Source organism: Myroides sp. C6-3 (assembly GCF_050522425.1).
Lineage (GTDB): Bacteria > Bacteroidota > Bacteroidia > Flavobacteriales > Flavobacteriaceae > Flavobacterium.
On the sequence record NZ_JBMVQP010000008.1, the window covers coordinates 29,114 to 54,769 of the forward strand.

Genomic DNA, 25,656 nt, shown 5'->3' on the forward strand with positions numbered 1-25,656 from the left:
AATCGTTGAAAATCAAATTCTCAGATTCTGAAACTCGATAAATAAGGGTAGTTTACCCTGTAGTTGGGACGTATTCTGATACAAAGGATGTCCCGTTGAATCAGTTGATAAGCGAAAACCAAAAACGAAAAGTAAAAATGTAGAGACAAGAAGGGCTACAAAAGGGTTGGAAAGATCCCAATCAGCTTGTTGTAGGACCGTGCTGTCATCTTGTATAAGATTTTGATGGCAACTGCGTTCTGTAACTGTTGTTTGTTTTTTCGCCTTATTGGTTTTTGAAGATTGTTCTAAGGCAACGCTGTCATTTTGAAGTAAATGCGCTAAACTCGTTTGCATAGAACAGGTAGAGAAAATAAGCCACAACGCACCTAACAAAGCTAGTGCTTTGTACGATTTTTGTTTAATGCGATGCAATGTGCTTGTTTTCATGTAGAGACAAACATAGAATATTTCAAAATTAAATGCAATTTTTTTGAATAGATTTTTTTTCCGAGGAAGGATAGCTAAAAAAGAACATCACAAGTTGTGCTCAAGTACAAAAAAAACAGCGGTAAAAACCTTCTTATGGTATGAATTTTGATGCTTATTTACAAAACAAAAGACAGATGAGAAGAATAATCGTACTATTTGGTTTACTGCTAAGTGTTCTTTTTATACAAGGGTGTAGTTTAGATGACAATAGCAGTGATGTGAATGATCGCGTCGGGGGATTAACCATGGTCAATGGTTTTTCTGGGGCTAATGCGGTTTGGTATGCTGCGGACGGACGACTCATTCAACCGCCTTATCAAGGATTAGGGTATAAACGCTATGATTTTGTTCGTTTATATACAGGTGATAGAACGCTAGAAGTGTTGACCAATCAGCAGGAATCACTTGATGCCCGTATCAAACTACAGGTGAAGGACAATCAATATTATACGTCTTTTATCGGTGGGGGATCGAAAGCCAATGTGATTCACTTTATTACGGAAGATCAACCCTTACAGTTGGCAGAAGGACAAACAGGAATCCGATTTTTTAATTTGACAGGAGAGGATTTACCAGTCCAAGTTCGATTAAATGAGCAGCTGATTTTTGAGAATCGAAATTCTGAAACCGAAGTATCAGCAAAAGAAAATGAAAGGTTTATAATTCAGTCAAGCAATACCTATACCCTAACCATCGAAGATAAGGAAGGTAAAAGTATTACAAAACGAGAGCAAATTACGCTAGAGAAAGGAAGCTATTATTCTTTTATTTTAACGGGTTCTCATAATGCTCAAACCCCTTATTACTTAGGCGTTGTAAGACAGTTTTAATTCTATATCTATATCAATGTTTTGAAGAATAGCCACCATACTTATGGTGGCTATTTTTGTTTGGAGGGATTGAATAAGATCAAAGGAAAAGAATATATTTGTTTTTTAAACGATCTCTTTTATGGAAACATCCTTTTTTAATCAACAAATAAATACCAAAACACTACCACAACTCGATGAAGTTGTATATCAACCTTTGCAGGCTAAGTATAAAAGTGTTGTTTTACTGGCTACACTTAGTATGGTTGTGGTGCTTGTTGGCATTGGAGCCTGTGGATTTTATTTGCCCATAGAACAAGAAGCTTTGCTTTTTGAATACAAGAATGCCGTACTAGGGCTCAGTATTGTTTTGGCTATAGCAATGGCTGTTTTGCGCATTGCGGGAGTGGCTAAAAAAGGGTATGCTGTTAGAGCACATGACATTAATTATAAAACGGGATTAATCAATCAAAAGCAAATCGCTATTCCGTTTAATCGCGTGCAACATGTAGAAATTTATGAAGGATTTTTATTGCGTCTTTTTGGACTATGTCGAATTGAGTTTTTTACCGCAGGAGGAAATTTTGGCGATTTGAAGATTCCAGGCTTGACAGTAAAAGAAGCAGATCGAATTAAGGCCTTTGTGGTAGAACAAATTTCACCTTCAACAAGTGAAACGCAACTAAACAATCTTGAAAGTAATCCTAACACAGTAGAATAATGAATTTCTATATTCCCAATAGACAAGCCCCCATTGGCATTATAGTGAACTTTGTGTATGGATTGCAAAAGTTCGTTCGCGCTTTTTTCCCTGTTCTAATTTTAATAATGGTTCGAATAAATAAAGGAGAATGGCAAACAGGCGTACAATGGATTTTTTTGAGTATCGGCTTATTTCTAATCCTCGTATTACTTGGAGCATATCTCAGCTATCGCAATTTTACGTTTCATATTGAGAAGCAAACGGAAGCATTTGTCGTTCAAAAAGGGATTTTTAATAAAACGAAAACAACTATTCAGTTAGGTAAAATTCAACAAGTAAATATTAACCAGTCGTTTATCAATAAGTTGCTGGGAATTTATTCGATTGAGGTTGATTCCGCAGGAAGTACAACAAAAGAAGGAGTCATTAAGTCTGTTTCTCACGAAGTAGCGCAAGCGTTAAAAGAAACATTGTTAGCCTACCGAGAACACTTGATCGAAGTGGAGGATGCTGTAGTAAAAACAGAGGCAAGAAGCGAAGAAATAAACAACCAACAAGATACGCGTCATATTGGAGTGGGAACACTACTAAAAGTTGGAGCGACAACAAACTATCTCTACACGATGGGAATTGTATTGTTGTTTGCTAATTCAATTGTGTACGAAGGATCACGCTTGTTTAACGATTCTATTGATGATGAGGCAATCGATACCTTTTTAGAAGAAAAAGTAACCCTTTACGTGGGGGTAGTGATCGTACTCTTTTTTCTAGCGGCTATTTTTGTGTTCAATATTATCCGTACTGTACTTAAATTCTATAACTATAAGGTTGTGGTTCAGCATGATAGTTTGTTTATGTCTTACGGATTATTGCATACCAAAAGCACGATCATTAAACCTACTCGAGTGCAATTAATTAAAATTGTGCGCAATTACTTTCAGAAATTATGGGGGATATCTAGTTTTAAAATTCATCAAGTTTTTGGTAATGAATCTTTTAATAAAAAAACAGCGTTAGAAATTCCAGGTTGTTCTACGGAAGGAACCCAAGAGTTTTTTGATATGATATTTAAAAAACCGCTGGAACAGGAAGGCCGTGAATTAAAACACAACTACCGTTTCTTTGGATTTCGCTTTTTCTTTTTGGTCCTCATACCAGTAAGTTTATTTATCGGGTTTACGCAAGATACCATAGAAGAAACCTGGAGATTTAGTAGTGGAGCAACTTATTTTGTTGTGGTAACTCTATTGCTTTGGCGTTATTATCGCATCGGCAGATTAATCATAACCCCTAATTTTATTGTTGTAAAATCCGGAGTATGGGATATTAGCCACACGATTCTCGAGCCGCACAAAATTCAAAAAATCGTACTTTCGCAATTGGCTTGGCAAAAATCAGCGAATGTGGGAAGCATGCTGTTATATACAGCGGGAGGAATTGTTCAGTTTAGTACATCCAATTATGCACAGCTAAAAGAAGTAAGAGATCAATGGTTGTTTACCATCGAAAGCGAAAATAAACCTTGGATGTAGTGGATTGTTTACGGTTTACAGTGAACGGTTTACTGTAAGCCGTCCACTGTAAACTATTCTACATAGTCTTTTAAAGAGCAATTCATCAGAATAAAGCCTGGTAAGGTTTCTTTTTTTAATTTCTTTTTCAGAAGAGGAAGAAGAAAACCACTAAAGTTTTCGCCGTGAATAAATAAGCATTTGTTTTCGGTAATAGGGAGAATTTCAAAATAGTGATAGCCATCAAAAAGCCCTTTTATTCCCAATTTTCCTTGCCAAGTGAATTTTTGATGTGGTGTGCAAACCTGCACAATAGGAGAAAATTTCATGTCTTGAATTTTGACTTTTAATCGCTGACCGGGTTTAGCCTCTCCTTCAATTTTGGAAATAAAAGGATTCCATTTGTAGTAGTGATCAAAATCGAGTAAAGCATTCCAAATGGTTTCAGCACTAGCTTTAATTTCTATTTGTGTAACGAGTTTCATCTGATTTATTTTTACACAAATATCAAGGCTTTGAATAAGAACTCTCTTGATTTAAATCAAGAAAAACTATTTGGCATTTTTACGCCTTAATCGACTTAGAGTTTCAGGTGTCATTCCCAAAAGAGATGCGATGTATTGATGGGGAACACAGTTGAACAAAAAATCGAATTGTTTACAGAAAGCTAAGTATCGTTCTTCACTACTTTGCGAGAGCAATTGAAAAATTCGATTTTCCATTAAGTCAAAACAGTGTCCGATGAAACGTTTTTCTTTGGTATGCCAATGAGTAATTTCACGTTGTACTAAATCGTAATTTGACTTCGAGATGCTCCATACAGTAACGGGAGATAAGGTAGTTAACGACCACTTTGCAGGTTGATCAAAAAACCAAGAGGCAAGATCAGTAAGAAAATATCCCGGAAAGCTGATCCACTGGGTAATCTCTTTTCCATCAAAGTCAGCGTGTATCCGAATAAAACCTTCAGAGAGAAAAAATAGTTGGCCTGCTTTTTTTCCTGTTTCTAGTAAGCAGGTGTTTTTATCATGTGATTGCACAACAAAGTAAGGAGCTATTTTTTGTGCTTCTACGTCAGATAAGTGGAGGAGTGCTTGTAAAGATTGGTGTAATGACATAAAAAAATTGTCCTTTTGATTAAAAGGACAATTTACAATTATTCGGTAGCTTTCGCTTCTTCTTTTTTTCTTTCTTGGATAAATTCATTTAAGCTTTTGCCGTATTTGTGATTGGATACTTCAGGCGTTAATGAATTGTAAATCGTATCTAGATACTTGATATTGCGATCGTAAAGCTCTGTCAAAGCAATATAAGGAGCTACATCAGAGTGTTTGTTATTCAGCGCAAAATTAATGGCATTTAAAAACAAACGGCCTGTTAGTTTTTTGTTTACCTCTTGTAAGCTATCTAGTTGAGCGGTGTTATTTGTTTTTTGAGCTTCAAATAAAGCTACATACAAATCGTTTTGGCGATCGGTGATCATCGTTCTTGATTTGAGGTACTCTTTGTACAAATCATTGCTTTGAGATCCCTTTACTTTAGCGTCTCTATAAAAGTTCTTTAACGTTGTTTCGATGGTCATTGTACCAGGCTCTGCAAAGAAAGACAACTGGTTGTCAATTGAATTACTGTGACCTCGGTCTAAAGAAAGAAACAACATTTCTGGCGATTCAAGGTGGTGTTTGAAGGTGAAATCTGAAGATTGACCATCCACAACCAAAGAATCAAGCACAACAAAAGCAGTGTCTTGGACATGAAAAAGATATACTTTTCCCTGTTTTAAGCCCTCTACTTTCCCTGAAATCGTTAGGTTTTCAGTTCCTTTCGAATCTTTGCTACAAGAAGCAAATAGTGAAGCTCCAACAAGGAAAGCTACACCCATATATTTTTTTATCATATACTATTTAAATAAGTCTAAACCAGGAATATTAGGCATACCATCTTTAGCTGCTGCTGCTAATTCTGCTTCGTTAATAGCAGTTGCTTTCTCAATAGCTCTATTTAGGACCATAACGAGATAATCTTCCAATTGCTCTTTGTCTTCTATTAATTCATCAGCAATGGATAGTGAACGAATGGTTCTGTTTGCCGTTAAAGTCACGTTTAGTAATCCATCATTACTTTTTTCATCAATTAGAATCGTATCTAATCGCTTTTTTGTTTCTTCAATTTTAGCTTGGGTCTCTTGTAATTTACCCATCATTCCCATTAAATCGCCAAACATAATATATACATTAAAAATTTTATGCTACAAAAATAGTATAATCTTTTCAAGTTTTAGGTGTAAAATAGAGGAAGACCTGAACTAATTTAGGATCTATTTCGGTAGAAATTAATTTACATTAAGAAGTAACGCATTTATAATCCGTATTTTTGATACCTTAAGATTCGTTAATACAAAAAATATGAAAGAAGAGTTTTTGCCCCTAATTGTACAGCAGAATGCTGAAACGAAAAGGTTTGAATTAAACGTTGACGGACACCTAGCTTTTATAGATTACAAAGAAGTGGGAACGCGCATTCATTTGATTCACACGGAAAGCCCCGAAGCATTAGCAGGACGTGGTGCAGCAACTGCATTAATTGAAAAAACGTTAGCGTTTATCGAGGCACATCACAAAACGGTACTACCTTATTGTCCTTTGGTTTTTGCCTTTATTAAGAAACACCCCGAATGGAAAAGAATCGTTGATTCTAGTTTTCCTTCGTATGATAAATTGTAATTTTAAAAGAGTATGAAAGTAATAGGATTTGGTGCAAGTACATCTACCACCTCGATTAATAAAACCTTAGCTTCTTATGCCTTGAGCTTTTTTCCTGAGGCTGAGGTAGAATTATTGGATTTAAATGATTTTACAGTTCCCGTTTTTTCCGTTGATTGTGAAAGAGAAAATTGTCCAATGGAAGCAAAAGCATTTTTAGCTAAATTGAAAGAAGCAGATGTTCTTGTTTGTTCCATGGCAGAACACAACCGAAATTGGACGGTTGGTTTTAAAAACTTATTCGATTGGTGTTCGCGTTTAGAATTAAAACTATTCCAAGAGAAACCGATGTTGTTGTTATCAACTTCTCCAGGAGGATATGGAGCACAAAACTCGTTGAATATTGCTAAAACGATATTTCCTTCCTTTGGAGGGAATATAGTGGAGACTTTTGCGTTGCCTAAACTTCACGAAAACTTCGATTCAGCAAAGGGAATTATACCCGAAGATTTACACGAAACGTTTGAACAGACGGTGGAACGATTTAAAAAAGAAGTTCAAAACGTCTAGTAAACAAAGAAGAGCACTGGACTACCGTGCTCTTTTTTTGTTAGTAAGCTGTTAAATACATATTCACGGCTCAGAAAGTATGAATATATTTGGGTAATCGACTAAACCCATATACAGATGAACCCAATACCTACGGCTCCATTATTTGATTTTTTACAAGAATATACCTTAGCCAATAATCGCGTACAACTGATTCCCTTGAGTGAAAAGCACCTTCCTGATCTGTTGTACTATGCGTTAAACGAATCGGATATTTGGCATTTCTCCTCTGATAAACCAACGGATAATGCCAATATGATGTTATATGTCAAGACCGCTTTAACGATGAGAAAAGAAAAGCAGGGATATGCTTTTGTTGTATGGGATAAGTTGGAACGAAAAATAGTTGGCTCCACTCGTTTTTATCGGATGGATCTAAGAAATAAGGTGTGTTCTATAGGTTATACTTGGTATGGAAAACAAGCGCAAGGCAGTGGGATAAATAAAAACTGCAAGTATTTGCTGTTTGAATTCTTATTTGAAAAGGCTCAATTTGAACGAGTAGAATTTGAAGCAGACAATGAAAATAAAAGGAGTTTAGCTGCGATTAAAAGTTTGGGATGTACGTTGGAAGGGGTGTTGAGAAAGAATAAAATTAGAACAGATGGCACGCGAAGAGATAGTGCTTTTTTTGGGCTGTTGAGAGAAGAATGGTTCCAATCAGCCAAAGAAAACCTGCAGGCGAAACTTGTAAAGTAAGGCAGGGAATTCTATGTGAACGACTTCCTAAAACTTGGGTAAGCCCATTAAAAACTTGTATTTTTGTATTTTAAATTAAAAAGATGAACGAATCTATTCAAGCTCCAAGAGCAAAAAAGATAGCGCATGAATTAACCGCGCACAACCACACCCGCCTAGATCATTATTTTTGGTTAAATGACAGAGAAGATAAAGAGGTGCTAGCCTATTTAGAAGCAGAAAAAACATATTACCAAGCCTCTACGCAACATACACGTGAATTACAGGATCACTTATTTGTAGAAATGAAAAGCAGAATCAAAGAAGACGACGCTTCTGTTCCTTATTTTTACAATGGATATTATTATATCACACGGTTTGAGCAAGGAAAGGATTATCCTATTCACTCCCGTAAAAAAGACAGTTTAGAAGCTACAGAAGAAATTATGTTCGATTGCAACGAGATGGCTGCTTCTTATGCTTATTTTCACTTGAGGGGGATTACAGTTTCGGAAGACAATCAATGGGTGGCGTATGGGGTAGATACCGTTTCGCGCAGAGAATATACACTTTACGTAAAAAACCTTCAAACAGGAGAAATTTTAGATTTAGCGATTCGCAACACGACGGGGGCTTCAACTTGGGCAAGTGACAATAAAACGTTATTCTATTCGCGTAAAGATACTGTTACCTTGCGTTCGGATAAAATCTATAAACACGTTATTGGAACTTCTGTAGCGGATGATGTATTGATTTACCACGAAGAAGATGATACGTTTGATACGTTTATTTATAAAGAAAAATCGAGAAAATACTTAGTTATTGGAAGCGAGAGTACCTTGACTAGTGAATATCGCATCCTAGAAGCAAACAATCCAACAGGGGAGTTTCGAATCTTTCAAAAGAGAACAAGAGGAGTAGAATATGGCATTTCACATTATGGAGATCGCTTTTACATTTTGACCAATAAGGATGAGGCAGACAATTTTAAATTGATGTCTTGTTCAGAAACTCAAACCGCAAGTAAAGATTGGGAAGAACTGATTCCGCATCGAGAGGATGTATTGTTAGAAGGAGTGGATATTTTTAAAGATTACTTAGTAATTTCTGAGCGATCAAATGGATTACCTCAGATCAAAATTCAACCTTGGAAAGCAGGAGAAGCAGCGTATTATTTGCCCTTTGAAAGTGAAACCTATAATGCACAAGCGCAGATTAACGCCGATTTCGAAACAGAGAAGTTTAGATTTGTCTATCAATCGTTGACTACACCTTCTTCTGTAATTGACTTCAATATGCGTACCCAAGAAAAAGAGATCTTAAAAGAACAAGAAGTATTGGGTGATTTTGACAAGAATAACTATGTAGAGGAGCGTATTTGGGCTACCGCAAAAGACGGTGTGAAAGTGCCTATTTCTATGATTTATAGAAAAGGGATGGAGCGCAATGGTAAAAATCCATTTTTGTTGTACGCTTACGGATCTTACGGTATAACGATGGAACCTTACTTTTCAACAACGCGTTTGAGTTTGTTAGATCGCGGTTTTGTCTATGCCATTGCACATGTTCGTGGAGGTGAAGATATGGGACGTGATTGGTATGAAGATGGAAAGCTATTAGTAAAGAAAAATACATTCAATGATTTTATCGCTTGTTCAGAACACGTCATTGAACAAGCATATACCTCTAAAGAACATCTTTTTGCAGAAGGTGGGTCCGCAGGAGGGATGTTGATGGGAGTGATTGCCAATGAGCGTCCAGACCTATACCAAGGTGTGATTGCACAAGTGCCTTTTGTCGATGTAGTAACAACAATGCTAGATGACAGTATCCCACTTACAACAGGAGAATATGACGAATGGGGGAATCCAAATGAAAAAGAATATTACGACTATATGTTGTCGTATTCCCCCTATGACAACGTCCGCGCACAAGCGTATCCCAATATGTATATCTCAACAGGATTACACGATTCGCAAGTACAGTATTGGGAACCTGCAAAATGGGTAGCCAAATTAAGAGAAATGAAAACCAACAACAAACAGTTGTATTTTGATATCAATATGGATACCGGACACGGAGGTGCTTCTGGTCGTTTTGAATCGTTGAAAGAAGTAGCGAAAGAGTTTGCTTTTATGTTAGATTTACAAGGCATTTCTCAGTAATAAACAGATTAATTAATACCTTTGTTTAGTAGGCTTGCTGTTCTAAACACAGTAAAAATAAATTGAAAAATGAAAGAAGAAATCCAAGCGTTTGACAATGTAATTTCTTTAGTAGGTCAGACACCCTTAGTGAAATTAGATAAAGTTACTGCTTCTTTGGCAGGGCATTTTTACGGAAAGGTTGAAGCCTTTAATGCAGGGCATTCTGCTAAAGATAGAATTGCTTTACACATTATTGAAACAGCAGAGAAAAAGGGAATCCTAAAACCAGGAGGAACAATTGTTGAAACAACCTCAGGAAATACGGGATTTAGTATTGCTATGATTAGCGCAATCAAAGGGTACAAGTGTATCCTTTCGGTTAGTGATAAATCATCGCCAGATAAAATTGATATGTTGAGAGCAATGGGGGCAAAAGTATATGTTTGTCCGGCTAATGTGGCTGCTGATGATCCGAGATCTTATTACGAAGTGGCAAAACGCGTACAAAAAGAAACACCTGGGTCAATCTACATCAATCAGTATTTTAATGAACTGAATACAGAAGCGCATTATTTGTCAACAGGACCCGAAATTTGGGAACAGACAAAAGGACAAATTACACATTTCGTTTGTTGTTCAGGTACAGGTGGAACAATCTCCGGTACGGCTCGTTATCTCAAAGAGAAAAATCCGAATATCCAAATCTTAGGGGTGGACGCTTACGGATCTGTATTGAAAAAATACCACGAAACAGGCGAATTAGACCCAAACGAAATCGCTCCTTATAAAATAGAAGGTTTAGGGAAAAACTTAATTCCTTCCGCAACTGATTTCACAGTGATTGATCAATTCGTCAAAGTAACAGATAAAGATGCAGCTTTAGTTGCAAGAGAATTAGCCCGTACGGAAGGCCTATTCTTAGGCTATACCTCTGGAGCGGTCTTGCAGGCAACTCGATTATATGCCGCACAGGGTGTGTTTGATGAAAATAGCGTAGTCGTGATGTTGTTTCCAGATCATGGATCGCGTTATATGAGTAAAATATATAGTGATGATTGGATGCGTCAGCAAGGTTTTCTCGATGAAAGTGAACCTAAAAATGAAATTAACTACATTAAATAAAGAAAAATAAAAAAGGCTGTCTAAATAAACAGCCTTTTTCGCTTTCAGATTAAGGGGTTATCAGAAAGAAGAAGTATTCGTCTAAACTGTGTTTGGACTCCTTTTTTATTTTTCAATGAATGAATAGTACTTATTATTAATGCTATCTTTTATGATAAGAGATCAACAAATGTAGGTAAAAAATAGAAACAAATTGAGTTTTCATTACAATTTATCGTTAAATAGGTATGTTATTCTTTTGTTTGTTCTCTTTATGGGGAATTATTCTTTTTACATTTATTAAAACTCACGTTTATTCAAAATAAAAGACGGGAAAGGGAATTTTAAGCCATAGCTTCTTCTGTAGTTTGCTCAATTTCAATGTCTTGAAAAAAAGTGCTGTTGTGAATTAAGCGAAGGCTATCGGCTCGAAGATTGCGCAATGCCACTTTTTTATTCTGTTCTTGGTACTTTGTGATTACCTTTCGAAGTATTTCAAGTGCAGACATATCTGCAAGGTGTGATTCTTTAAAATCGATAATTATTTTGTCAGGATCTTCTAAAGGGAAAAATTTTTCTGCAAAGGAAGTAGTACTTCCAAAGAAGAGAGGACCATAAATATTATATATTTTATTTCCTTGCTCATCCCAGGATTTTCTTGCTCGTATGCGCTTGGCGTTGTCCCAAGCAAAAATTAGAGCGGATACAATCACCCCCACTAAAACCGCTAGGGCTAAGTTGTGGCTAAAAATAATAATTGCCGTAACGAGGAATAAGGTAAAAATATCTGCTTTGGGCATTTTGGTAATCAACCGGAAAGATACCCATTCAAAGGTAGTGATAGCCACCACCATCATAACACCCACAAGAGCAGCCATGGGAATTTGTTCGATAATGGGACCACCGACAAGAATAATCAAAAGAACAGTCAACGCGCCAATGCTTGCTGCAATTCTCGTTCTAGCTCCTGCGTTTAGATTGACTAATGTTTGTGCAATCATGGCACATCCTCCCATGCCACCAAAGAAACCATTGACAATATTAGCACCTCCTTGTGCCATAGCTTCTCTGTTGCTATTGCCTTTGGTATCGGTAATTTCATCTACGATATTTAATGTGAGTAGAGATTCAATTAATCCTACACCTGCCATAACGAGAGAAAAGGGGAAAATAATTTGGAGTGTTTCCCAAGTGAAGGGAACAACAGGAAGGTGGAAGCGAGGAAAAGTTCCACTTACTTCAGCGATATCAAGTACTTTTTTGGTGTCTATTTGAAGTGTAAATACAACTAGCGTAATTGCAATAATGGCTACCAAGGAGGCGGGTACTTTTTTGGTCCATTTAGGGAAAAGCCACACAATGCCAACCGTAACAGCAGTTAAACCTAGCATGAGATACAGTGGTTTGCCTGTTAACCAAGGAGCTGAAGCTGCCGTTGAGGTTTTGAATTGCGCAACTTGTGCCATGAAGATAATGACCGCTAAGCCGTTTAGAAAACCGTACATCACAGGCTGAGGAATGAGTCGAACGAAACGTCCCAGCTTACAAACCCCTACAATAAACTGAATAATTCCCGCTAGTACAACCGCTGCAAATAAGTATTCGACACCATGTAATGCTGCCAAAGCGATGAGAACAACAACCGTTGCTCCAGCTCCTCCAGAAACCATACCGGGTCTACCTCCGAAAATAGCGGTGATAATTCCCATTAAAAAAGCAGCATATAAGCCTGTTAAGGGAGTTAATCCAGCCAGAATAGCAAATGATAAAGACTCGGGAATCATGGTCATCGCAACGGTTAACCCCGCGAGGATTTCATTTTTCAGGTTGACTTCCTTCGGTATTTTAAACGAAAAATAAGACTGTGACATAATACGCGTTAATTCGAAGCAAAAGTAAAGTTTTAAATGATGTAAGTGCGAAATCTGAAAGCAGATTATGAATAAAAGTGAAGAAGTGTAAGCGAAAAGTTGAATGTTTTAATACTGTAGTTGATAATTATAGCTCTTTATGTAACAAAAAGGAGAAAGGGGATACTTATAGAGTAAACCAAAAAAGTAGAAGTATGAAACTAGTTATTGAAAATTTAAGTAAGACCTATAAAAATGGGGTAAAGGCATTGGATGATTTATCGATAGAAATTGGACCGGGGATGTTTGGTTTATTAGGACCAAATGGAGCAGGGAAATCTACTTTAATGCGAACAATAGCTACATTGCAGAAGCCAGATACTGGTCGTATCCATTTTGGGGATATCAATATTTTAGAGCAACAAAATGAGTTTAGAAAAGTTTTGGGGTATTTGCCGCAAGACTTTGGGGTATATCCCAATATGTCTGCTGTAGATTTATTGGATTATTTCGCTCGTTTAAAGGGGATTTCTAAAGCTACGGAACGACGCGAAATTGTAAATCGCGTTTTGGAAGTAACTAATTTATATGAGGTAAGACAAAAAAGTGTGAGTGGATATTCTGGAGGGATGAAACAGCGCTTTGGTATTGCGCAATTGTTGTTAAACGACCCGAAGTTAATTATTGTCGATGAACCAACAGCGGGATTAGATCCTGCTGAACGCCATCGATTCTTGAATGTACTACGCGAAATAGGAACTAATAATATTGTGATTTTCTCTACGCATATCGTGGATGATGTCAATGAATTATGCCATGAAATGGCTATTTTAAACGGAGGTCATTTGTTAGAACGCAGTACGCCAAAAGAAGCAGAACAAAAACTAACAGGACGTGTTTGGATGAAAGAAATCAATAGAGAAGAGGTTGATCAATACAGCCAATTGAATATACTTTCTGGAAAATACAACCAAGAAAATCGATTGAAACTTCGCGTATATGCAGAAGACTCCCTAGCGGGTGAAGGTTTTGAGTTGTCGAAGCCAACCTTGGAGGATGTTTATTTTGTAGCACTAAAAAACAACTAAATCATGTTTAAAACCATTTTTTCTTTTGAACTTAAACGCTGGTTTAAGAGCTGGGTGTTTTACTTGTACTTAGCCATTTTTTTCGCGATCAGTTTGCTTTCGATGATGTCTACTATTGGAGTATTTGACTCCGTTAAGAATACGTCTGCTTCGCTGTTGCAAATGAATTCTGCTGCGGTAATCAATACGCTATTAGATGCGTTCAATACCCTGTTGTATTTTCTGTTTCCTTCTATTATAGGAATGGCAATTTACAGAGATTATCAGTATAATGTACACCATATTTTATATTCCTATCCCTTTTCAAAATGGCAATACCTACTAGGTAAATTTACGAGCTCCTTTTTGATTACCTTGTTAATCAGCATTATGATGGGAATTGGTGCGTATTTGGCCACTTTAGTGCCTTGGGCCAATCCTGAATTACTAGGTCCTAATTTATGGTGGAATTATATCCAAGTGTACCTCTTTAATTTGATTCCCAATATGTTGTTTATGGGAGCGATCATCTTTACTGTGGTAACACTTACCCGTAGTATTTATGCTGGATTTATTACCATTATCATTATTATGATCTTACAGGGCATGATCAATAGTGTGGCAGCTAATGTGGACTATAGAGAAATTGCTGCGTTATTAGATCCTTCTGGTGGACAAGCCTTACATTACTATATGCAGTATTGGAGTATTGAAGAAACAAATGTCAACAATCTCCCTCTAGAAAAGTTTTACATCATCAATCGCTTGTTGTGGTTGGGGATTTCAGCCTTGTTTTTAGTGATCTTGGGTTGTGTGTTTAAGTTTTCACAACAACCTGCTACGTTCTCTTGGAAGAGAAAAAGAGATGGTGAACGCTTGGTGAAAAATAACTTTGGGGGAATCTTTAAAATTGAATTGCCTAAAGTTCAGTATAATTACTCAATCAAAACCAATTGGAGCAATGTATTTGCCTTTGCAAAAGTCGACTTTAAATTCTTAGCGCGCAATCGTGTGTTTTGGATTTTAGTAGGAGTAGGTGTACTGTTTATGATTTTAGTAGCCAGTTTCGCTATGCAAATGTACGGAACATCGACTTATCCATTGACCAGACAAATGCTGATGATTCCTGGTGCTACGTTCTCTTTCTTTATCCTGATGATTACCTTCTTAGCAGCGGGACTTTTGGTGCATCGCGGAGAAAATACGCGAATGAATTTACTCGTAGATTCTACACCGGTGCCAAATTGGGTACTGTTTACCTCTAAGTTTTTTGCTTTATTAAGTTTACAACTGGTGTTGTTCCTTGTTATTATTGCGACGAGTATTGCGATTCAAGTGTACAACGGTTACTATGACTTTGAATTGGGATTGTACCTGCAAAGTTTATTGGGATATGGTTGGATTGAGTTTATTATTTGGGCGTTGATGGCACTTGCCGTACAAACCTTTTTTAAGAATTATATCATCGGTTTTTTTGCTTTGCTTGTCCTTCAAATCGGATGGCCCGCAATTGGTAAAATTGGAATCGAACAACCGATTTTCTTCTTCAATTCGATTCCTGCTCCATCGTATTCTGATATGAACAGTTTTGGATCGAATGCACAATTCGGTAAATTTATCATCTTCTCTTTATACTGGTTGTTGTTTGTTGCTGGAATTAGCGGATTGACCTTGTTATTTTGGAGAAGAGGTGTGTTTAGTGGATTCAAAGAGCGCTTTTACCATGCGAAGAAACGAGCTAAAGCGATTGTTGTTGTGCCAACTATTCTTTGTTTTGCTGCTTTTGTAAGTGTAGGAGGTTATTTGTATTACGAGAATACAGTATTGAACGTATTTCACTCGTCAAAAGACTCGGAACTTTTACAAGTAGCTTATGAAAAGACATACAAAAAATACGAAGGAATGGCACAACCCCGCATTGTTGATGTAAAGGTAGATGTCGATTTATACCCAGAACAGAATAACTTCCAAGCAAGGGGAACGTATGTACTTGAAAATAAAACCCATCAAGCCTTAGATAGCTTATATGTTTCGTATTACCCGAGTTTAAAGAATACAATTGTCCTTGAAGGAGGAACATTTTTAGCTACAGATTCCATCCAAGGGGTTAGCTTCTATCGTTTTGATACACCGATGCAAGCTGGTGAAACAAGAACGTTGGAGTTTGTCGTAGAAAACAAGCGCAATACGTGGATTCGTTCAGAATCACCAGTGTTAAACAATGGAACGTTCTTAAACAACAGTTTCTTTCCAGGATTAGGCTATACCGATCGCGGAGAAATCAACGACGATGAGATTCGAAAAAAATACGATCTAGCTCCGAAAGAGCGCATGGCAGCACAAACAGATCAACGTGCTTTACAGAATACGTATATCAGCAGTGATGCAGATTGGATTCACTTTGAAACCACAGTAAGTACAACAGCAGATCAAATGGCCATCGCACCGGGGTATCTACAAAAAGAATGGACAGAAGGCAATCGCCGTTATTTCCACTATAAAATGGATCAGAAGATGTTGAACTTCTATGCGTTTAATTCAGCGCGCTATGAAGTAAAACGCGATAAGTGGAACGATATCAATATTGAGATTTACTACCACAAAGGACATGAATACAACATTGATCGCATGGTGAGCGGAGTTAAAAAATCGTTGGATTATTATTCCAATGCTTTTAGTCCGTACCAACACAAACAAGTGCGTATCATTGAGTTTCCCTTAACGATGGGAACCTTTGCTCAGTCTTTTGCCAACACCATTCCGTTTTCAGAAACGATTGGATTTGTCGCTAAAGTAGATGATACCGATGAGCATGCTGTAGATTATCCTTTTTCCGTAACAGCACATGAAGTAGCCCATCAGTGGTGGGCGCATCAAGTGATCGGTGCAAACGTACAAGGAGCGACGATGTTATCCGAAAGTTTATCCGAGTACAGTTCATTGAAAGTATTGGAAAAAGAATATGGCAAAGGGCAGATGCAGCGTTTCTTGAAAGAAGCCTTAGATGGTTATTTAAGCGGACGATCAAGAGAGAGCAAGAAAGAGAAACCATTGATGTACAATGAAAATCAACAGTACATCCACTACAACAAAGGATCTCTAGTATTCTATACGATGAGTGATTACTTGGGGGATACTGTTTTAAATGGCGTGTTGAAGGATTACGTTAAGAAAGTAGCTTTTCAAGAAGCTCCTTATACGATATCAACAGAACTTGTACAAGATATCAAACGTGCAACACCAGATTCACTACAGTATATGGTGAAAGATATGTTTGAAACCATTACGCTCTATGATAATTATGTAGATCAAGCAACCATAAAAGAATTGCCAGATGGAACGTATGAGGTGAAGATAAAAGCGTATGTAAGCAAGTATAGAGCAGGAGATAAAGGCGAGAAGAGCTATGCGGACCACGGAGAAACACCATTGGTCTTTACAGGGGATAAAAAGCTAAAAATAGAATCACTTCCTTTGGCGGATTACGTTGAGGTAGGTGTTTTTGCTAAAGCGAAAGAGGCAAAGAGCAAAGAAAAAGTATTGTATTTACAAAAAGTAAAGGTTACTGCTATTGAAAATGAGTTTACTATTATTGTAGATGAAAAACCAACAGAAGTAGGGATTGATCCATACAACAAGTTAATTGACACCCGTTCGTATGACAATAGAAAAACAATATAAGAAAAGGATCCGAAAGGATCCTTTTTTTGTTTTGTATAAGATAAGGTGTGGATGACAGCAATAAAAAAAAGGAAAGCAATTTGCTTTCCTTTTTTTATTCGTCTCAGAATTAAGATTATCCTCTTCTTTCTTTGATTTTTGCTTTTTTACCAGTAAGTTCTCTGAAGTAGAAAATACGAGCTCTACGAACTTTACCTCTTTGATTTAATTCAATTTTTTCTAAAGCAGGCATGTTGATTGGGAAGATACGCTCTACACCAACGTTACCAGACATTTTACGGATAGTAAAAGTCTCAGTAGCACCTGTACCTCTTCTTTGGATCACTACTCCTTTAAAGAACTGAGTTCTTTTTTTGTCACCCTCTTTAATTTCGTAGTACACTGTAATAGTGTCTCCAGCTTTAAATGCTGGGAAGTCTTTTTTTGCAACTAATTCGTCTTGAACGAATTTCATTAAATCTGCCATTTCTGAAAAAAATAATTAATTAATTTAAACCAACATACACGGACCTCGCCAGAGGTTAGTTTAAAGCGAGTGCAAATATATGTATTTTCAATAAAATAAACCTAATTTTTTAGGCTAAATAATTGGAGTAATGTTTGTTACTATAGAAATAAACCAACATCTGAACCTAATATTGTATCGTCTTTTATCGTATTTATATAAGATGAAAGTACTGATAATAAAGTGATTATCGTACTCATAATTGTTGAGTTATTTTTGTTTTTTACCTCGCTCGGGGAATAACCAAAGTGTTTTTTAAATGCTGTACTAAAATGATTCTGTGTTTTATAGCCTAGTTTTTCGGCGATTGAAGTAATGGAGAGTTCACCCTCTAAGAGGAGTTGTTTTGCCTGTGTCATTTTTAATTGAGTTATATATGCATAAACGGTAAAACCATATAGTTGCTTGAAGTATTTTTTTAACTTAAACTCGTTGGTGCCTATTTGTTTGGCTAATTCCCTTAGAGTATAAGGTTTACACAAGTTTTGTGTTATTATTTTTTTTGCCTGGTGCATCTTCGCTTTGTCTTCATCTGGTACCCTATTTTCTACTCGGATATCATCTGTTGATTGCTCAAGTTGTAAAAAAAGTAATTCTTCAATTTTGTTTTGCAAGTAAAACTTTCGAAAGCATCCCTTTCTTTTACATTGGGTAATGATGTGTATAATATCCAACATCTCAGGTCGAATATATTGACTGGTTGTTAAAAGATTATCCAGTGTATCAATAGATTTTAAGGGTGGAGAGTTGTATTCTATAGCCAATCCTTTCAAAATCTTATTGTAATGCTGTATGGGGATATAAATGGATAAATAACGAATAGGAAAACTGGATGGAGGTAGCTGATAGTTTCTAGTGCCTTTTGGAACCAAGCGCAACAAGTGATGATTGTAGGTGAAAGTATCATCTAGAATGAATAAAAGCTGTACACCATCTTGGTTAGTTGTAAATTCAAGATCGAGCATTTCTTTCGTGCAGCTTATATAGTAGTTTACAAAGAATGTAGCTACAATAGAACATATATTTTGAATCGTGCCATAACGATCATCTGAAAATACTAAAGTTTTTTCCTCTTCTCTTGTCTGTTTTTTATCGGCATTGGAGAATTCAACATCGGTTAATATAAAGTTCACATTCTTAATCGTTGTGGTTAAGCGCATAGTAATTGTTATTTAGACAAAGTAAAAATAATCCTTTTTTTGAATATGATAATCCCCATTTGAAAGGTATTCTCCAAAAGGGGACAGTTACCTTTGAGTAAAATTTATAAACAGAGGCTTAGTCTTGAACTTTAGCTAAGCTTTCCACAAAAAAAAAGTATGAAACTCAAAAATTTTTCTTTTCTGCTAGTGCATAGAGATGAAAATAAAAAAAAATCAAAATCCATTATTTTCTACTGTTTGTTTTTTTTCCTTCATTTTGGACTAGGTAATGTGTTGGCAAACGAGAATACATTGACGGGTGTAATTATAAATGAAAAAAAACAGCCCATTTCGTATGCAATTGTGTTGTTAAAAGAACTCAATAGACAAGTTCTAACGAATGAATATGGGGAATTTAAATTCTCTGAAATTGCTTTTGGTAAGTATCAATTGGAAGTAAGTTCAATGGAAATTAAAAGCATGGGGGTTGACATTCACTATAGATCCCGTCAAGACTATTTTATTTTAACTGCTGAATCTTCGGCAGGAACTAATTTAGACGAGATGGTAATTACAGTTCAAAATGAAAAAAGAAGGATAGAAACCAGTGGATACGCCGTTAATGTAATTGATCCAGCACATTTAGCTATTCAATCTATACAGACTAATGAAATATTAGATCGAACGGCTGGAGTAAAAATTCGGCAAGATGGAGGGTTAGGATCTCGGGTGAATTACAATATCAATGGACTTTCAGGACGCTCAGTTAAAGTATTTATTGATGGGATTCCCGCAGAAAATTACGGAAGCTCCTTTTCATTGAATAGTATTCCTCCCGCATTGATTGATAGAATTGAGGTCTATAAAGGAGTTGTACCTATTTATTTATCTCAAGATGCGCTAGGTGGTGCTATTAACGTAGTCCTAAAACAAAAAGTAAAAAATTCTTTAAATCTAAGTGGATCGTACGGTTCTTTTAATACGCATCAATATAATGTTAATGGAAGTTTTCGTAAGGATAATGGTTTCACCATGAATGCCAATGGGTTTTTTAATTATAGTGATAACGATTATCGTGTTTATGGTAAACATGTTCGAATTGTAGACGAAAATGCTAAAGTCACGAATCCGAAGAATGGTGCAAAGCGCTTTCATGATGCTTATAAATCATATGGAGGTAAGGTAGACTTTGGTTTTACGGAGGTTAAATGGGCTGATAAATTTCTAATTGGCGGAGTAATCTCAGGATATACAAAAGAAATTCAACATGGAAGTACAATGGAGAAAGTATATGGAAATCGTCATGCTAAAAGAGATTCCTATATCTCCACTCTTACGTATGCCAAAAAAGATTTGGGTATTAATGGGTTAGAAGTAAAAATAGATGCTTCGTACAGTGATTTGACTCGACAAGTAATCGATACAGTCGGAACAATGTATGACTGGAGTGGAAAGCCAATTAGAGATGCTGAAGGTAATATAGCTCAATATAATACAGGGGCAGAGGTAGCTTCTCAAAAAACGCTGGAAAAAAATAGAGATAAAATACTGGCTTTACGCGCAAACGTCGCTTATGAATTCATAGAAAACAATACCGTAAGTGTCAATTATTTTTACAATAATTTCAAACGTGATATTAGTGATGAGTTACAACCCATATCACTTCAAAAATTGGTTAATACACGTGATCTAGAAAAAGATATTGTGTCTTTTAGCTATGAGAATCGAGCCTTTAATCAAAAACTGCGTACTACCTTGTTCTATAAAATGTATCATCAAAAGGCAACTTCTAATGAACCGTATAAAGACGAACAAAAACCTTTGGTTGGAGATTTGTATAAAGTAAATCGAATAACAAAGAACACGAGTTTTAATGGATATGGGGTGAGTATGTCTTATCGTTTATTTGAACAATTTTATCTTTTAGGATCTGCAGAAAAAGCAATTCGACTTCCAGCGGAGACGGAATTATTTGGGAGTAATTCGGACAATCTTTTACCTTCTTTTGGATTGAACCCTGAGGAAAGTACGAATTTTAATCTTGGATTTAATTCTGGAGTCTTTTACTTCCGTGACCATGGAATCAGTTTAAACGCTACTTTTTTCCACCGCGATGTGAAAGGAATGATTCGAGAAGCATTGGATTCGAGAGGGGTGTTTACACAATATGAAAACCTAGATGATGTATTGAGTAGAGGTGTTGACGTAGAAGTAAACTATTCCTATCAAGAAAGACTTAATCTAAGTCTGTCCGTCTCCAAGTTTGATGTGTTGTTTAACAAAAAATACAATAAAGACGGTGCAGTGTATAATTATTATAAGACTCAAATACGAAATGAACCCTCTTTTAAGTATAATGTTAATGTAAGTTATGCTTTTCAACATGTGCTAGCTAAAGGAGATAAGTTAGGCGTGAATTACAATGTGTATTACGTTGAGAAATTTTTGCGTAACTGGTCTAATGTGGGAGGGAAAAATCTAGATGAAATCCCTACTCAATCCCCACATGATATTGGATTATCCTATCAAGTACCAGGTGGTAAGATGAGCATTAGTTTAGATGCGAAAAATATTTTTAATCAGCGCATTTACGACAATTTTGGATTACAAAAGCCAGGTCGTGCGTTTTATGGTAAAGTAACATATTCAATTTTTTAATTTATAAAGTAAAATGAAAATTCAATTTTTTAAAACCTCTTTTTTAGTAGCATCATTCACCTTGTTTGCTGTAGGTTGTTCTTCTGATGATTCTGTAAGTCCGAATCCTTCAGGAGGTGATAATGATTCAAAAAAACAATTTCAATTGGCTTATGCTAGTGGTTCTGGTTCGCAATCTGCCACCTATTTACAAGGAGTAGCTGATTTAAATGAAGGTGAGGTGAGTTTTAGTAATTCAGGATTCCAAATGCCTTCTTCTAGAACCTCGCGTATCTTCGTTTCTAAAGATGGAAAGTATGTGTATAATTTGAATTATACAGTCGGTGATTTGCGTAAGTATGAGCACCTTGGAGGACAGGATTATAAGGAAATTGGCAATATTGATTCATCACCTGTAATCGGAACATCAAGAGGAAGATTTACAAAAATCAATGAGAAATTGGGTTCTATTCACCATGCGGAAGCAAAACCTCAATTTGCTGGAGCTGATGGATCAGGAGAATATTTAGGTCATAGAATTACGGCTAGTATTGCGTTAATTGATTTAGAACAATGGTCTTTTCTACCTGGATCTAAAAAGGAAATTAACGTACAGTTGGATGCCGAGTTGACCAGAATGGGGTATTTTATTAATAGAATTGATGCGCCAGTTTTAGTAGATAACAAGTTGTATTACGGAACTAGAATCGCTTTATTTGATCCATCTACTGGAAAAACAAAACCAGTAGACCAAACCTTTACATTAGTGGTGGATAGAAATGACTTAAGTAAAGCAGAAGTGATTGCTACAGATCACGTGGTAGGTTCAACTAACGGTTATCGTACACCTGCGGCTTATGCTAATGAACGCAATGAGGTGTTGCAATTAGTCAATGGCAAGGACAAAACGTATATTGCAAGAATTGTAAATGGACAGTATAACAAAGCCAATACTTTTGATTTAGGTCAAGCGCTAGGAGGTAAAAAGGTATCGAGTAATGGATGGTTTTACGTAGGAAATGGAATTGGTTATATGCCGTATGAGAAAATGGACGAGGCAGAAATTGAAATGGGGGTTGATAAAGATGGAAAACCAACGACTACTCATGCATGGGGATTAGCCCGTATCGATTTAAACGCTAATACAGCTGTGGATTTGGAGGTACCTGAAAATTTATGGTTGACACAATACCAAACTGCTGCTGTACGTGATGGTAAATTTTATATTGCTTTAGCGCCGGTTTCAGGAAAAGGTAATATTTATATTTATGATATAGCATCTACATCCTCAAAAGGAACACAAGGAGCAATTATTACTTCTGGTGTAGATCAATATTACATTGGCGTGTATTAAAAAGAATAAATTGTTGTTTATAGTAAAAGTCAACACATAATCTGAAAAGATTACTGTGTTGACTTTTTTTATTTTTTCTCTTCTAAAAGATCGGGTCTTCTGTTCTTGGTGTGCTCAAACGCCATATCTTCTCTCCATTTGTCAATAGCGGCAAAGTTACCACTCAACAAAACATCGGGAACTTTCCATCCTTTGTATTCAGAAGGTCTCGTGTAAATAGGCGGCGCAAGCAAATTATCTTGGAAACTATCCGTTAAGGCAGAGGTTTCATCGTTTAATACACCAGGAATTAAGCGAATAAGCGCATCACATAAGATCGCAGCTCCTAATTCTCCCCCTGACAATACGTAATCGCCAATAGAAATTTCTTTGGTAATAAAGTGATCCCGTACACGTTGATCCACTCCTTTATAATGGCCACACAAAATAATGATGTTTTTTAAGAGCGACATAGCGTTCGCCATCGTTTGATTCAGCGTTTCCCCATCGGGTGACATATAGATGATCTCATCGTATTCGCGTTCTTCCTTCAATGCGCTGATGCATCGATCGATAGGTTCGATACTCATCACCATACCCGCACCACCTCCAAATTGGTAGTCATCGACATTCTTGTGCTTGTTGGTACTGTAATCGCGTAAATTGTGAAAATGCACTTCAACTAACCCTTTGCTAATCGCTCGTTTTAAGATTGAAGCTTGGAAAGGACTTTCGATTAATTCGGGAATTACGGAAATAATATCTATACGCATCTTTAAAAAAATTTGCACAAAGGTACAATCGAAATGTGTACTGTGCAACAGAACTACTTTAGTACATAATAAATAGAGGAAGGATTCAAAAAAATAGTTTTTTCTCTTACTTGCGTTTAATAACGCATTTGGAATCAAGTCTAAACCATCTATTTGGAGTAACTTAGCACTTCATCCCAAGCAGCCATGATTGCAGGGGGTGGTTTTTTGGAGGTATTTCTTCTACCATTGCTGGTGGGGACTTTTGGCAAGGCATGCGACAAGGGTTGATTGTTAGTGGGCTGAATCATGTGATGCATATGGTTGATGATTTGTGGAAAATTGAAAATAATAGAGCAACTTTGATAGACGAAAGTAGTGATGGTATTTACATTGAATCAAACGGTTCTATCTTTAATCTTTCAGAATATGATTTTACCAATAATATGGCTGCTGCAGAAAGTATTGTCCAGTATTACTCAAAAGATTATGCCTTATCATCATATTATGAGGGAGGAAATTTTGAATTAAAAGGGGGGGGATTTTTCAAGTTATGAATCTGCGGCTCATGCCAAATTAGGGAAAGCACTTATGAGTGTAAGATTGAAAAGCACTGGTTTCTTAGGAAGACAATTAGAATCTATAGGAAGATTTTATTTAGTTGCGGGTAAATTTAGTCCTTTATTGAACAACAAATTTAATATGATTAATTCTATAGGACATGAATATAAGCATTATCTAGATAATCTTCAGTATAAGTCATTACATAATAGCGGATTTAGAAATATACAGGGATTTTCTGGTGGCTAAACCGAATTAAGAGCAATTCAATATCAACGGTCATTACCATCATGGCAAAATACTACTAAAGAATATAAATTAAACATACAGGGATATGAAAGTATTAATACATTTTGATAAATCTATTATATTGATCCTAGTATTATTTACTTTGATCAGTTGTAAGGAAGACTTTAAGGTATATCCTATTGCTCTAGATTTTATAGATTCAAATAAATTGGAATATATAGACGAGGTTGATTTTAGATACCTTGAAAAGGGAAATACTATTTTTAATACGGTTGTTTTTACTCTGAAACCTTTAGACTCAATTGTAAGAGGAAATCAAAAGATAAATTTAGAGGAGCAATTGGATATTGATATACAGTTGGCCTATAGAAATGAAAAGTATAAAACTTCTCAGCAATTTTTGTCGATACACGATATGTATGATGGACAAGTTTTTACCGTGGAATGCACTACTGAATTGATGGATGAAAAGAGTGAGCTCTTTTTGTTTTTACAAAATTTCGATGCGTATAATACCAAGGAAAGAATTGAAAAATTAAAAAAAGAGTTACCTCAAATGAAATTGGTTGTTCGTATTAGAGATGAAATGGTTGAATTAGAAGTAACAAATAAAACAAAAGCCGTATATACAAAAGTGCCTAATCATATGAGGAATATCATTAGTATGAGTTACGATTAAAAATTAATATGATATAAAAAGCAGTAGAGAGCATTCCCTACTGCTTTTCTCGTTTAAGCTATTTTAAAACAGTAGTAGGATTTGGAGATTAGTTCTTTTTCTTCTCGTAATTTTGTTGAATAACTCTTCTGGATACAAGTCTAACCATCTATTTGGAGTAACTTAGCACTTCATCCCAAGCAACCATGATTGCAGGTGGCGGATTATCCGGAGGTATTTCTTCTACCATTGCTGGTGGTGACTTTTGGCATGGCATGCGACAAGGATTGATTGTTAGTGGGCTGAATCATGTGATGCATATGGTTTTAGAAGTAGATAAAGTGGAAAAAGCATTAAAAGAAGCAGGCTTAGATCCATTTACTGATTTTGAAAAATTACCTTCAGATGAATGGACTAAAGAATTCGCTGAAAAAGTTTTTCAAACCTATCTATAGAAGCAAGAAATCCTAATTATTCAATACAAGATCAA

At 36.1% G+C, this 25,656-nt stretch carries 24 protein-coding genes; 15 read left to right on the forward strand and 9 right to left on the reverse strand.

Going from position 1 to position 25,656, the window contains the following annotated elements; translation table 11 throughout:
• Nucleotides 1-12: 12 nt before the first annotated feature.
• Nucleotides 13-429 carry a hypothetical protein gene (locus tag ACPDG9_RS05035; protein WP_430526668.1) on the reverse strand — a complete coding sequence of 139 codons (417 nt, stop codon included), beginning with the start codon at nucleotides 427-429 and terminating at the stop codon, nucleotides 13-15.
• Between the two features lie 176 nt (nucleotides 430-605).
• On the opposite strand from ACPDG9_RS05035, the gene ACPDG9_RS05040 reads away from it, so the two are divergent.
• The 3 genes from ACPDG9_RS05040 (at nucleotide 606) to ACPDG9_RS05050 (ending at nucleotide 3,515) form a co-directional block, all read left to right on the forward strand.
• Nucleotides 606-1,301: a DUF4397 domain-containing protein gene (locus tag ACPDG9_RS05040; RefSeq protein ID WP_430526669.1), complete on the forward strand. Its 696-nt coding sequence runs from the start codon at nucleotides 606-608 to the stop codon at nucleotides 1,299-1,301.
• A 121-nt stretch (nucleotides 1,302-1,422) separates the two neighbouring features.
• The gene (locus tag ACPDG9_RS05045) at nucleotides 1,423-2,001 is read left to right on the forward strand and encodes a PH domain-containing protein (RefSeq protein ID WP_430526670.1); all 579 of its coding nucleotides are present in this window, start codon (nucleotides 1,423-1,425) and stop codon (nucleotides 1,999-2,001) included.
• Complete coding sequence (locus ACPDG9_RS05050; protein ID WP_430526671.1) at nucleotides 2,001-3,515, forward strand: PH domain-containing protein; 1,515 nt, start codon at nucleotides 2,001-2,003, stop codon at nucleotides 3,513-3,515. The genes ACPDG9_RS05045 and ACPDG9_RS05050 overlap by 1 nt, the downstream gene beginning before the upstream one ends.
• 53 nt (nucleotides 3,516-3,568) lie before the next feature.
• Here ACPDG9_RS05050 and ACPDG9_RS05055 read toward each other — a convergent pair whose 3' ends face one another.
• The 4 genes from ACPDG9_RS05055 to ACPDG9_RS05070 all read right to left on the reverse strand — a co-directional run bounded on the left by ACPDG9_RS05055 (nucleotide 3,569) and on the right by ACPDG9_RS05070 (nucleotide 5,718).
• Complete coding sequence (locus ACPDG9_RS05055; RefSeq protein ID WP_430526672.1) at nucleotides 3,569-3,979, reverse strand: SRPBCC family protein; 411 nt, start codon at nucleotides 3,977-3,979, stop codon at nucleotides 3,569-3,571.
• A 66-nt stretch (nucleotides 3,980-4,045) separates the two neighbouring features.
• Nucleotides 4,046-4,612, reverse strand: a complete 567-nt coding sequence (locus ACPDG9_RS05060; RefSeq protein ID WP_430526673.1) for a Crp/Fnr family transcriptional regulator — start codon at nucleotides 4,610-4,612, stop codon at nucleotides 4,046-4,048.
• A 38-nt stretch (nucleotides 4,613-4,650) separates the two neighbouring features.
• Nucleotides 4,651-5,391 (reverse strand): DUF4369 domain-containing protein, encoded by a 741-nt coding sequence (locus ACPDG9_RS05065; RefSeq protein ID WP_430526674.1) that lies wholly within the window; start codon nucleotides 5,389-5,391, stop codon nucleotides 4,651-4,653.
• Between the two features lie 3 nt (nucleotides 5,392-5,394).
• Nucleotides 5,395-5,718, reverse strand: coding sequence for a YbaB/EbfC family nucleoid-associated protein (locus tag ACPDG9_RS05070; RefSeq protein WP_430526675.1), 324 nt, complete (start codon nucleotides 5,716-5,718; stop codon nucleotides 5,395-5,397).
• 181 nt (nucleotides 5,719-5,899) lie between these two features.
• Between ACPDG9_RS05070 and ACPDG9_RS05075 the strand changes: the two genes are divergently transcribed.
• The 5 genes from ACPDG9_RS05075 (at nucleotide 5,900) to ACPDG9_RS05095 (ending at nucleotide 10,752) form a co-directional block, all read left to right on the forward strand.
• Nucleotides 5,900-6,217, forward strand: a complete 318-nt coding sequence (locus ACPDG9_RS05075; RefSeq protein WP_430526676.1) for a GNAT family N-acetyltransferase — start codon at nucleotides 5,900-5,902, stop codon at nucleotides 6,215-6,217.
• A gap of 12 nt (nucleotides 6,218-6,229) precedes the next feature.
• Nucleotides 6,230-6,766: an NADPH-dependent FMN reductase gene (locus ACPDG9_RS05080; protein ID WP_430526677.1), complete on the forward strand. Its 537-nt coding sequence runs from the start codon at nucleotides 6,230-6,232 to the stop codon at nucleotides 6,764-6,766.
• A gap of 117 nt (nucleotides 6,767-6,883) precedes the next feature.
• Nucleotides 6,884-7,504 (forward strand): GNAT family N-acetyltransferase, encoded by a 621-nt coding sequence (locus ACPDG9_RS05085; protein ID WP_430526678.1) that lies wholly within the window; start codon nucleotides 6,884-6,886, stop codon nucleotides 7,502-7,504.
• Between the two features lie 83 nt (nucleotides 7,505-7,587).
• Nucleotides 7,588-9,648, forward strand: coding sequence for a S9 family peptidase (locus ACPDG9_RS05090; protein ID WP_430526679.1), 2,061 nt, complete (start codon nucleotides 7,588-7,590; stop codon nucleotides 9,646-9,648).
• A gap of 69 nt (nucleotides 9,649-9,717) precedes the next feature.
• Complete coding sequence (locus ACPDG9_RS05095; protein ID WP_430526680.1) at nucleotides 9,718-10,752, forward strand: PLP-dependent cysteine synthase family protein; 1,035 nt, start codon at nucleotides 9,718-9,720, stop codon at nucleotides 10,750-10,752.
• A gap of 323 nt (nucleotides 10,753-11,075) precedes the next feature.
• Here ACPDG9_RS05095 and ACPDG9_RS05100 read toward each other — a convergent pair whose 3' ends face one another.
• Nucleotides 11,076-12,602: a SulP family inorganic anion transporter gene (locus tag ACPDG9_RS05100; protein ID WP_430526681.1), complete on the reverse strand. Its 1,527-nt coding sequence runs from the start codon at nucleotides 12,600-12,602 to the stop codon at nucleotides 11,076-11,078.
• Between the two features lie 194 nt (nucleotides 12,603-12,796).
• Here ACPDG9_RS05100 and ACPDG9_RS05105 point away from each other — a divergent pair, with 194 nt between their 5' ends.
• Both ACPDG9_RS05105 and ACPDG9_RS05110 read left to right on the forward strand, forming a co-directional pair.
• Nucleotides 12,797-13,669 carry an ABC transporter ATP-binding protein gene (locus ACPDG9_RS05105; protein WP_430526682.1) on the forward strand — a complete coding sequence of 291 codons (873 nt, stop codon included), beginning with the start codon at nucleotides 12,797-12,799 and terminating at the stop codon, nucleotides 13,667-13,669.
• A gap of 3 nt (nucleotides 13,670-13,672) precedes the next feature.
• Nucleotides 13,673-17,329, forward strand: coding sequence for a M1 family aminopeptidase (locus ACPDG9_RS05110; protein ID WP_430526683.1), 3,657 nt, complete (start codon nucleotides 13,673-13,675; stop codon nucleotides 17,327-17,329).
• A gap of 115 nt (nucleotides 17,330-17,444) precedes the next feature.
• On the opposite strand, the gene rplS is transcribed toward ACPDG9_RS05110, so the two are convergent.
• Nucleotides 17,445-17,795 carry a 50S ribosomal protein L19 gene (rplS, locus tag ACPDG9_RS05115; protein ID WP_182627285.1) on the reverse strand — a complete coding sequence of 117 codons (351 nt, stop codon included), beginning with the start codon at nucleotides 17,793-17,795 and terminating at the stop codon, nucleotides 17,445-17,447.
• Nucleotides 17,796-17,935: 140 nt separating this feature from the next.
• On the reverse strand, nucleotides 17,936-18,994 hold the full coding sequence (locus ACPDG9_RS05120; RefSeq protein ID WP_430526684.1) for a helix-turn-helix domain-containing protein: 1,059 nt from the start codon (nucleotides 18,992-18,994) through the stop codon (nucleotides 17,936-17,938).
• 159 nt (nucleotides 18,995-19,153) lie between these two features.
• On the opposite strand from ACPDG9_RS05120, the gene ACPDG9_RS05125 reads away from it, so the two are divergent.
• Complete coding sequence (locus tag ACPDG9_RS05125; RefSeq protein ID WP_430526685.1) at nucleotides 19,154-21,634, forward strand: TonB-dependent receptor; 2,481 nt, start codon at nucleotides 19,154-19,156, stop codon at nucleotides 21,632-21,634.
• A gap of 13 nt (nucleotides 21,635-21,647) precedes the next feature.
• Entirely contained in the window at nucleotides 21,648-22,967 is a 1,320-nt protein-coding gene (locus ACPDG9_RS05130) for a hypothetical protein (RefSeq protein ID WP_430526686.1), read from the forward strand.
• Nucleotides 22,968-23,035: 68 nt separating this feature from the next.
• Here ACPDG9_RS05130 and trmD read toward each other — a convergent pair whose 3' ends face one another.
• Nucleotides 23,036-23,719 (reverse strand): tRNA (guanosine(37)-N1)-methyltransferase TrmD, encoded by a 684-nt coding sequence (trmD, locus tag ACPDG9_RS05135; RefSeq protein WP_430526687.1) that lies wholly within the window; start codon nucleotides 23,717-23,719, stop codon nucleotides 23,036-23,038.
• A gap of 254 nt (nucleotides 23,720-23,973) precedes the next feature.
• Here trmD and ACPDG9_RS05140 point away from each other — a divergent pair, with 254 nt between their 5' ends.
• From ACPDG9_RS05140 to ACPDG9_RS05150, 3 genes are all read left to right on the forward strand, one after another.
• Nucleotides 23,974-24,255 carry a hypothetical protein gene (locus tag ACPDG9_RS05140; RefSeq protein ID WP_430526688.1) on the forward strand — a complete coding sequence of 94 codons (282 nt, stop codon included), beginning with the start codon at nucleotides 23,974-23,976 and terminating at the stop codon, nucleotides 24,253-24,255.
• Nucleotides 24,256-24,593: 338 nt separating this feature from the next.
• Nucleotides 24,594-25,187 carry a hypothetical protein gene (locus tag ACPDG9_RS05145; RefSeq protein WP_430526689.1) on the forward strand — a complete coding sequence of 198 codons (594 nt, stop codon included), beginning with the start codon at nucleotides 24,594-24,596 and terminating at the stop codon, nucleotides 25,185-25,187.
• Between the two features lie 185 nt (nucleotides 25,188-25,372).
• On the forward strand, nucleotides 25,373-25,621 hold the full coding sequence (locus tag ACPDG9_RS05150) for a hypothetical protein (RefSeq protein ID WP_430526690.1): 249 nt from the start codon (nucleotides 25,373-25,375) through the stop codon (nucleotides 25,619-25,621).
• Nucleotides 25,622-25,656: the final 35 nt, after the last annotated feature.

Coding starts and splice junctions, on each gene's coding strand:
- ACPDG9_RS05150 (WP_430526690.1), top strand. CDS start 25,373: ATGATTGCAGGTGGCGGATTATCCGGAGGTATTTCTTCTACCATTGCT.
- rplS (WP_182627285.1), bottom strand. CDS start 17,795: ATGGCAGATTTAATGAAATTCGTTCAAGACGAATTAGTTGCAAAAAAA.
- ACPDG9_RS05045 (WP_430526670.1), top strand. CDS start 1,423: ATGGAAACATCCTTTTTTAATCAACAAATAAATACCAAAACACTACCA.
- ACPDG9_RS05105 (WP_430526682.1), top strand. CDS start 12,797: ATGAAACTAGTTATTGAAAATTTAAGTAAGACCTATAAAAATGGGGTA.
- ACPDG9_RS05130 (WP_430526686.1), top strand. CDS start 21,648: ATGAAAATTCAATTTTTTAAAACCTCTTTTTTAGTAGCATCATTCACC.
- ACPDG9_RS05085 (WP_430526678.1), top strand. CDS start 6,884: ATGAACCCAATACCTACGGCTCCATTATTTGATTTTTTACAAGAATAT.
- ACPDG9_RS05055 (WP_430526672.1), bottom strand. CDS start 3,979: ATGAAACTCGTTACACAAATAGAAATTAAAGCTAGTGCTGAAACCATT.
- ACPDG9_RS05070 (WP_430526675.1), bottom strand. CDS start 5,718: ATGTTTGGCGATTTAATGGGAATGATGGGTAAATTACAAGAGACCCAA.
- ACPDG9_RS05075 (WP_430526676.1), top strand. CDS start 5,900: ATGAAAGAAGAGTTTTTGCCCCTAATTGTACAGCAGAATGCTGAAACG.
- ACPDG9_RS05145 (WP_430526689.1), top strand. CDS start 24,594: ATGAAAGTATTAATACATTTTGATAAATCTATTATATTGATCCTAGTA.
- trmD (WP_430526687.1), bottom strand. CDS start 23,719: ATGCGTATAGATATTATTTCCGTAATTCCCGAATTAATCGAAAGTCCT.
- ACPDG9_RS05050 (WP_430526671.1), top strand. CDS start 2,001: ATGAATTTCTATATTCCCAATAGACAAGCCCCCATTGGCATTATAGTG.
- ACPDG9_RS05065 (WP_430526674.1), bottom strand. CDS start 5,391: ATGATAAAAAAATATATGGGTGTAGCTTTCCTTGTTGGAGCTTCACTA.
- ACPDG9_RS05100 (WP_430526681.1), bottom strand. CDS start 12,602: ATGTCACAGTCTTATTTTTCGTTTAAAATACCGAAGGAAGTCAACCTG.
- ACPDG9_RS05120 (WP_430526684.1), bottom strand. CDS start 18,994: ATGCGCTTAACCACAACGATTAAGAATGTGAACTTTATATTAACCGAT.
- ACPDG9_RS05095 (WP_430526680.1), top strand. CDS start 9,718: ATGAAAGAAGAAATCCAAGCGTTTGACAATGTAATTTCTTTAGTAGGT.
- ACPDG9_RS05140 (WP_430526688.1), top strand. CDS start 23,974: ATGCGACAAGGGTTGATTGTTAGTGGGCTGAATCATGTGATGCATATG.
- ACPDG9_RS05090 (WP_430526679.1), top strand. CDS start 7,588: ATGAACGAATCTATTCAAGCTCCAAGAGCAAAAAAGATAGCGCATGAA.
- ACPDG9_RS05040 (WP_430526669.1), top strand. CDS start 606: ATGAGAAGAATAATCGTACTATTTGGTTTACTGCTAAGTGTTCTTTTT.
- ACPDG9_RS05125 (WP_430526685.1), top strand. CDS start 19,154: ATGAAACTCAAAAATTTTTCTTTTCTGCTAGTGCATAGAGATGAAAAT.
- ACPDG9_RS05110 (WP_430526683.1), top strand. CDS start 13,673: ATGTTTAAAACCATTTTTTCTTTTGAACTTAAACGCTGGTTTAAGAGC.
- ACPDG9_RS05080 (WP_430526677.1), top strand. CDS start 6,230: ATGAAAGTAATAGGATTTGGTGCAAGTACATCTACCACCTCGATTAAT.
- ACPDG9_RS05035 (WP_430526668.1), bottom strand. CDS start 429: ATGAAAACAAGCACATTGCATCGCATTAAACAAAAATCGTACAAAGCA.
- ACPDG9_RS05060 (WP_430526673.1), bottom strand. CDS start 4,612: ATGTCATTACACCAATCTTTACAAGCACTCCTCCACTTATCTGACGTA.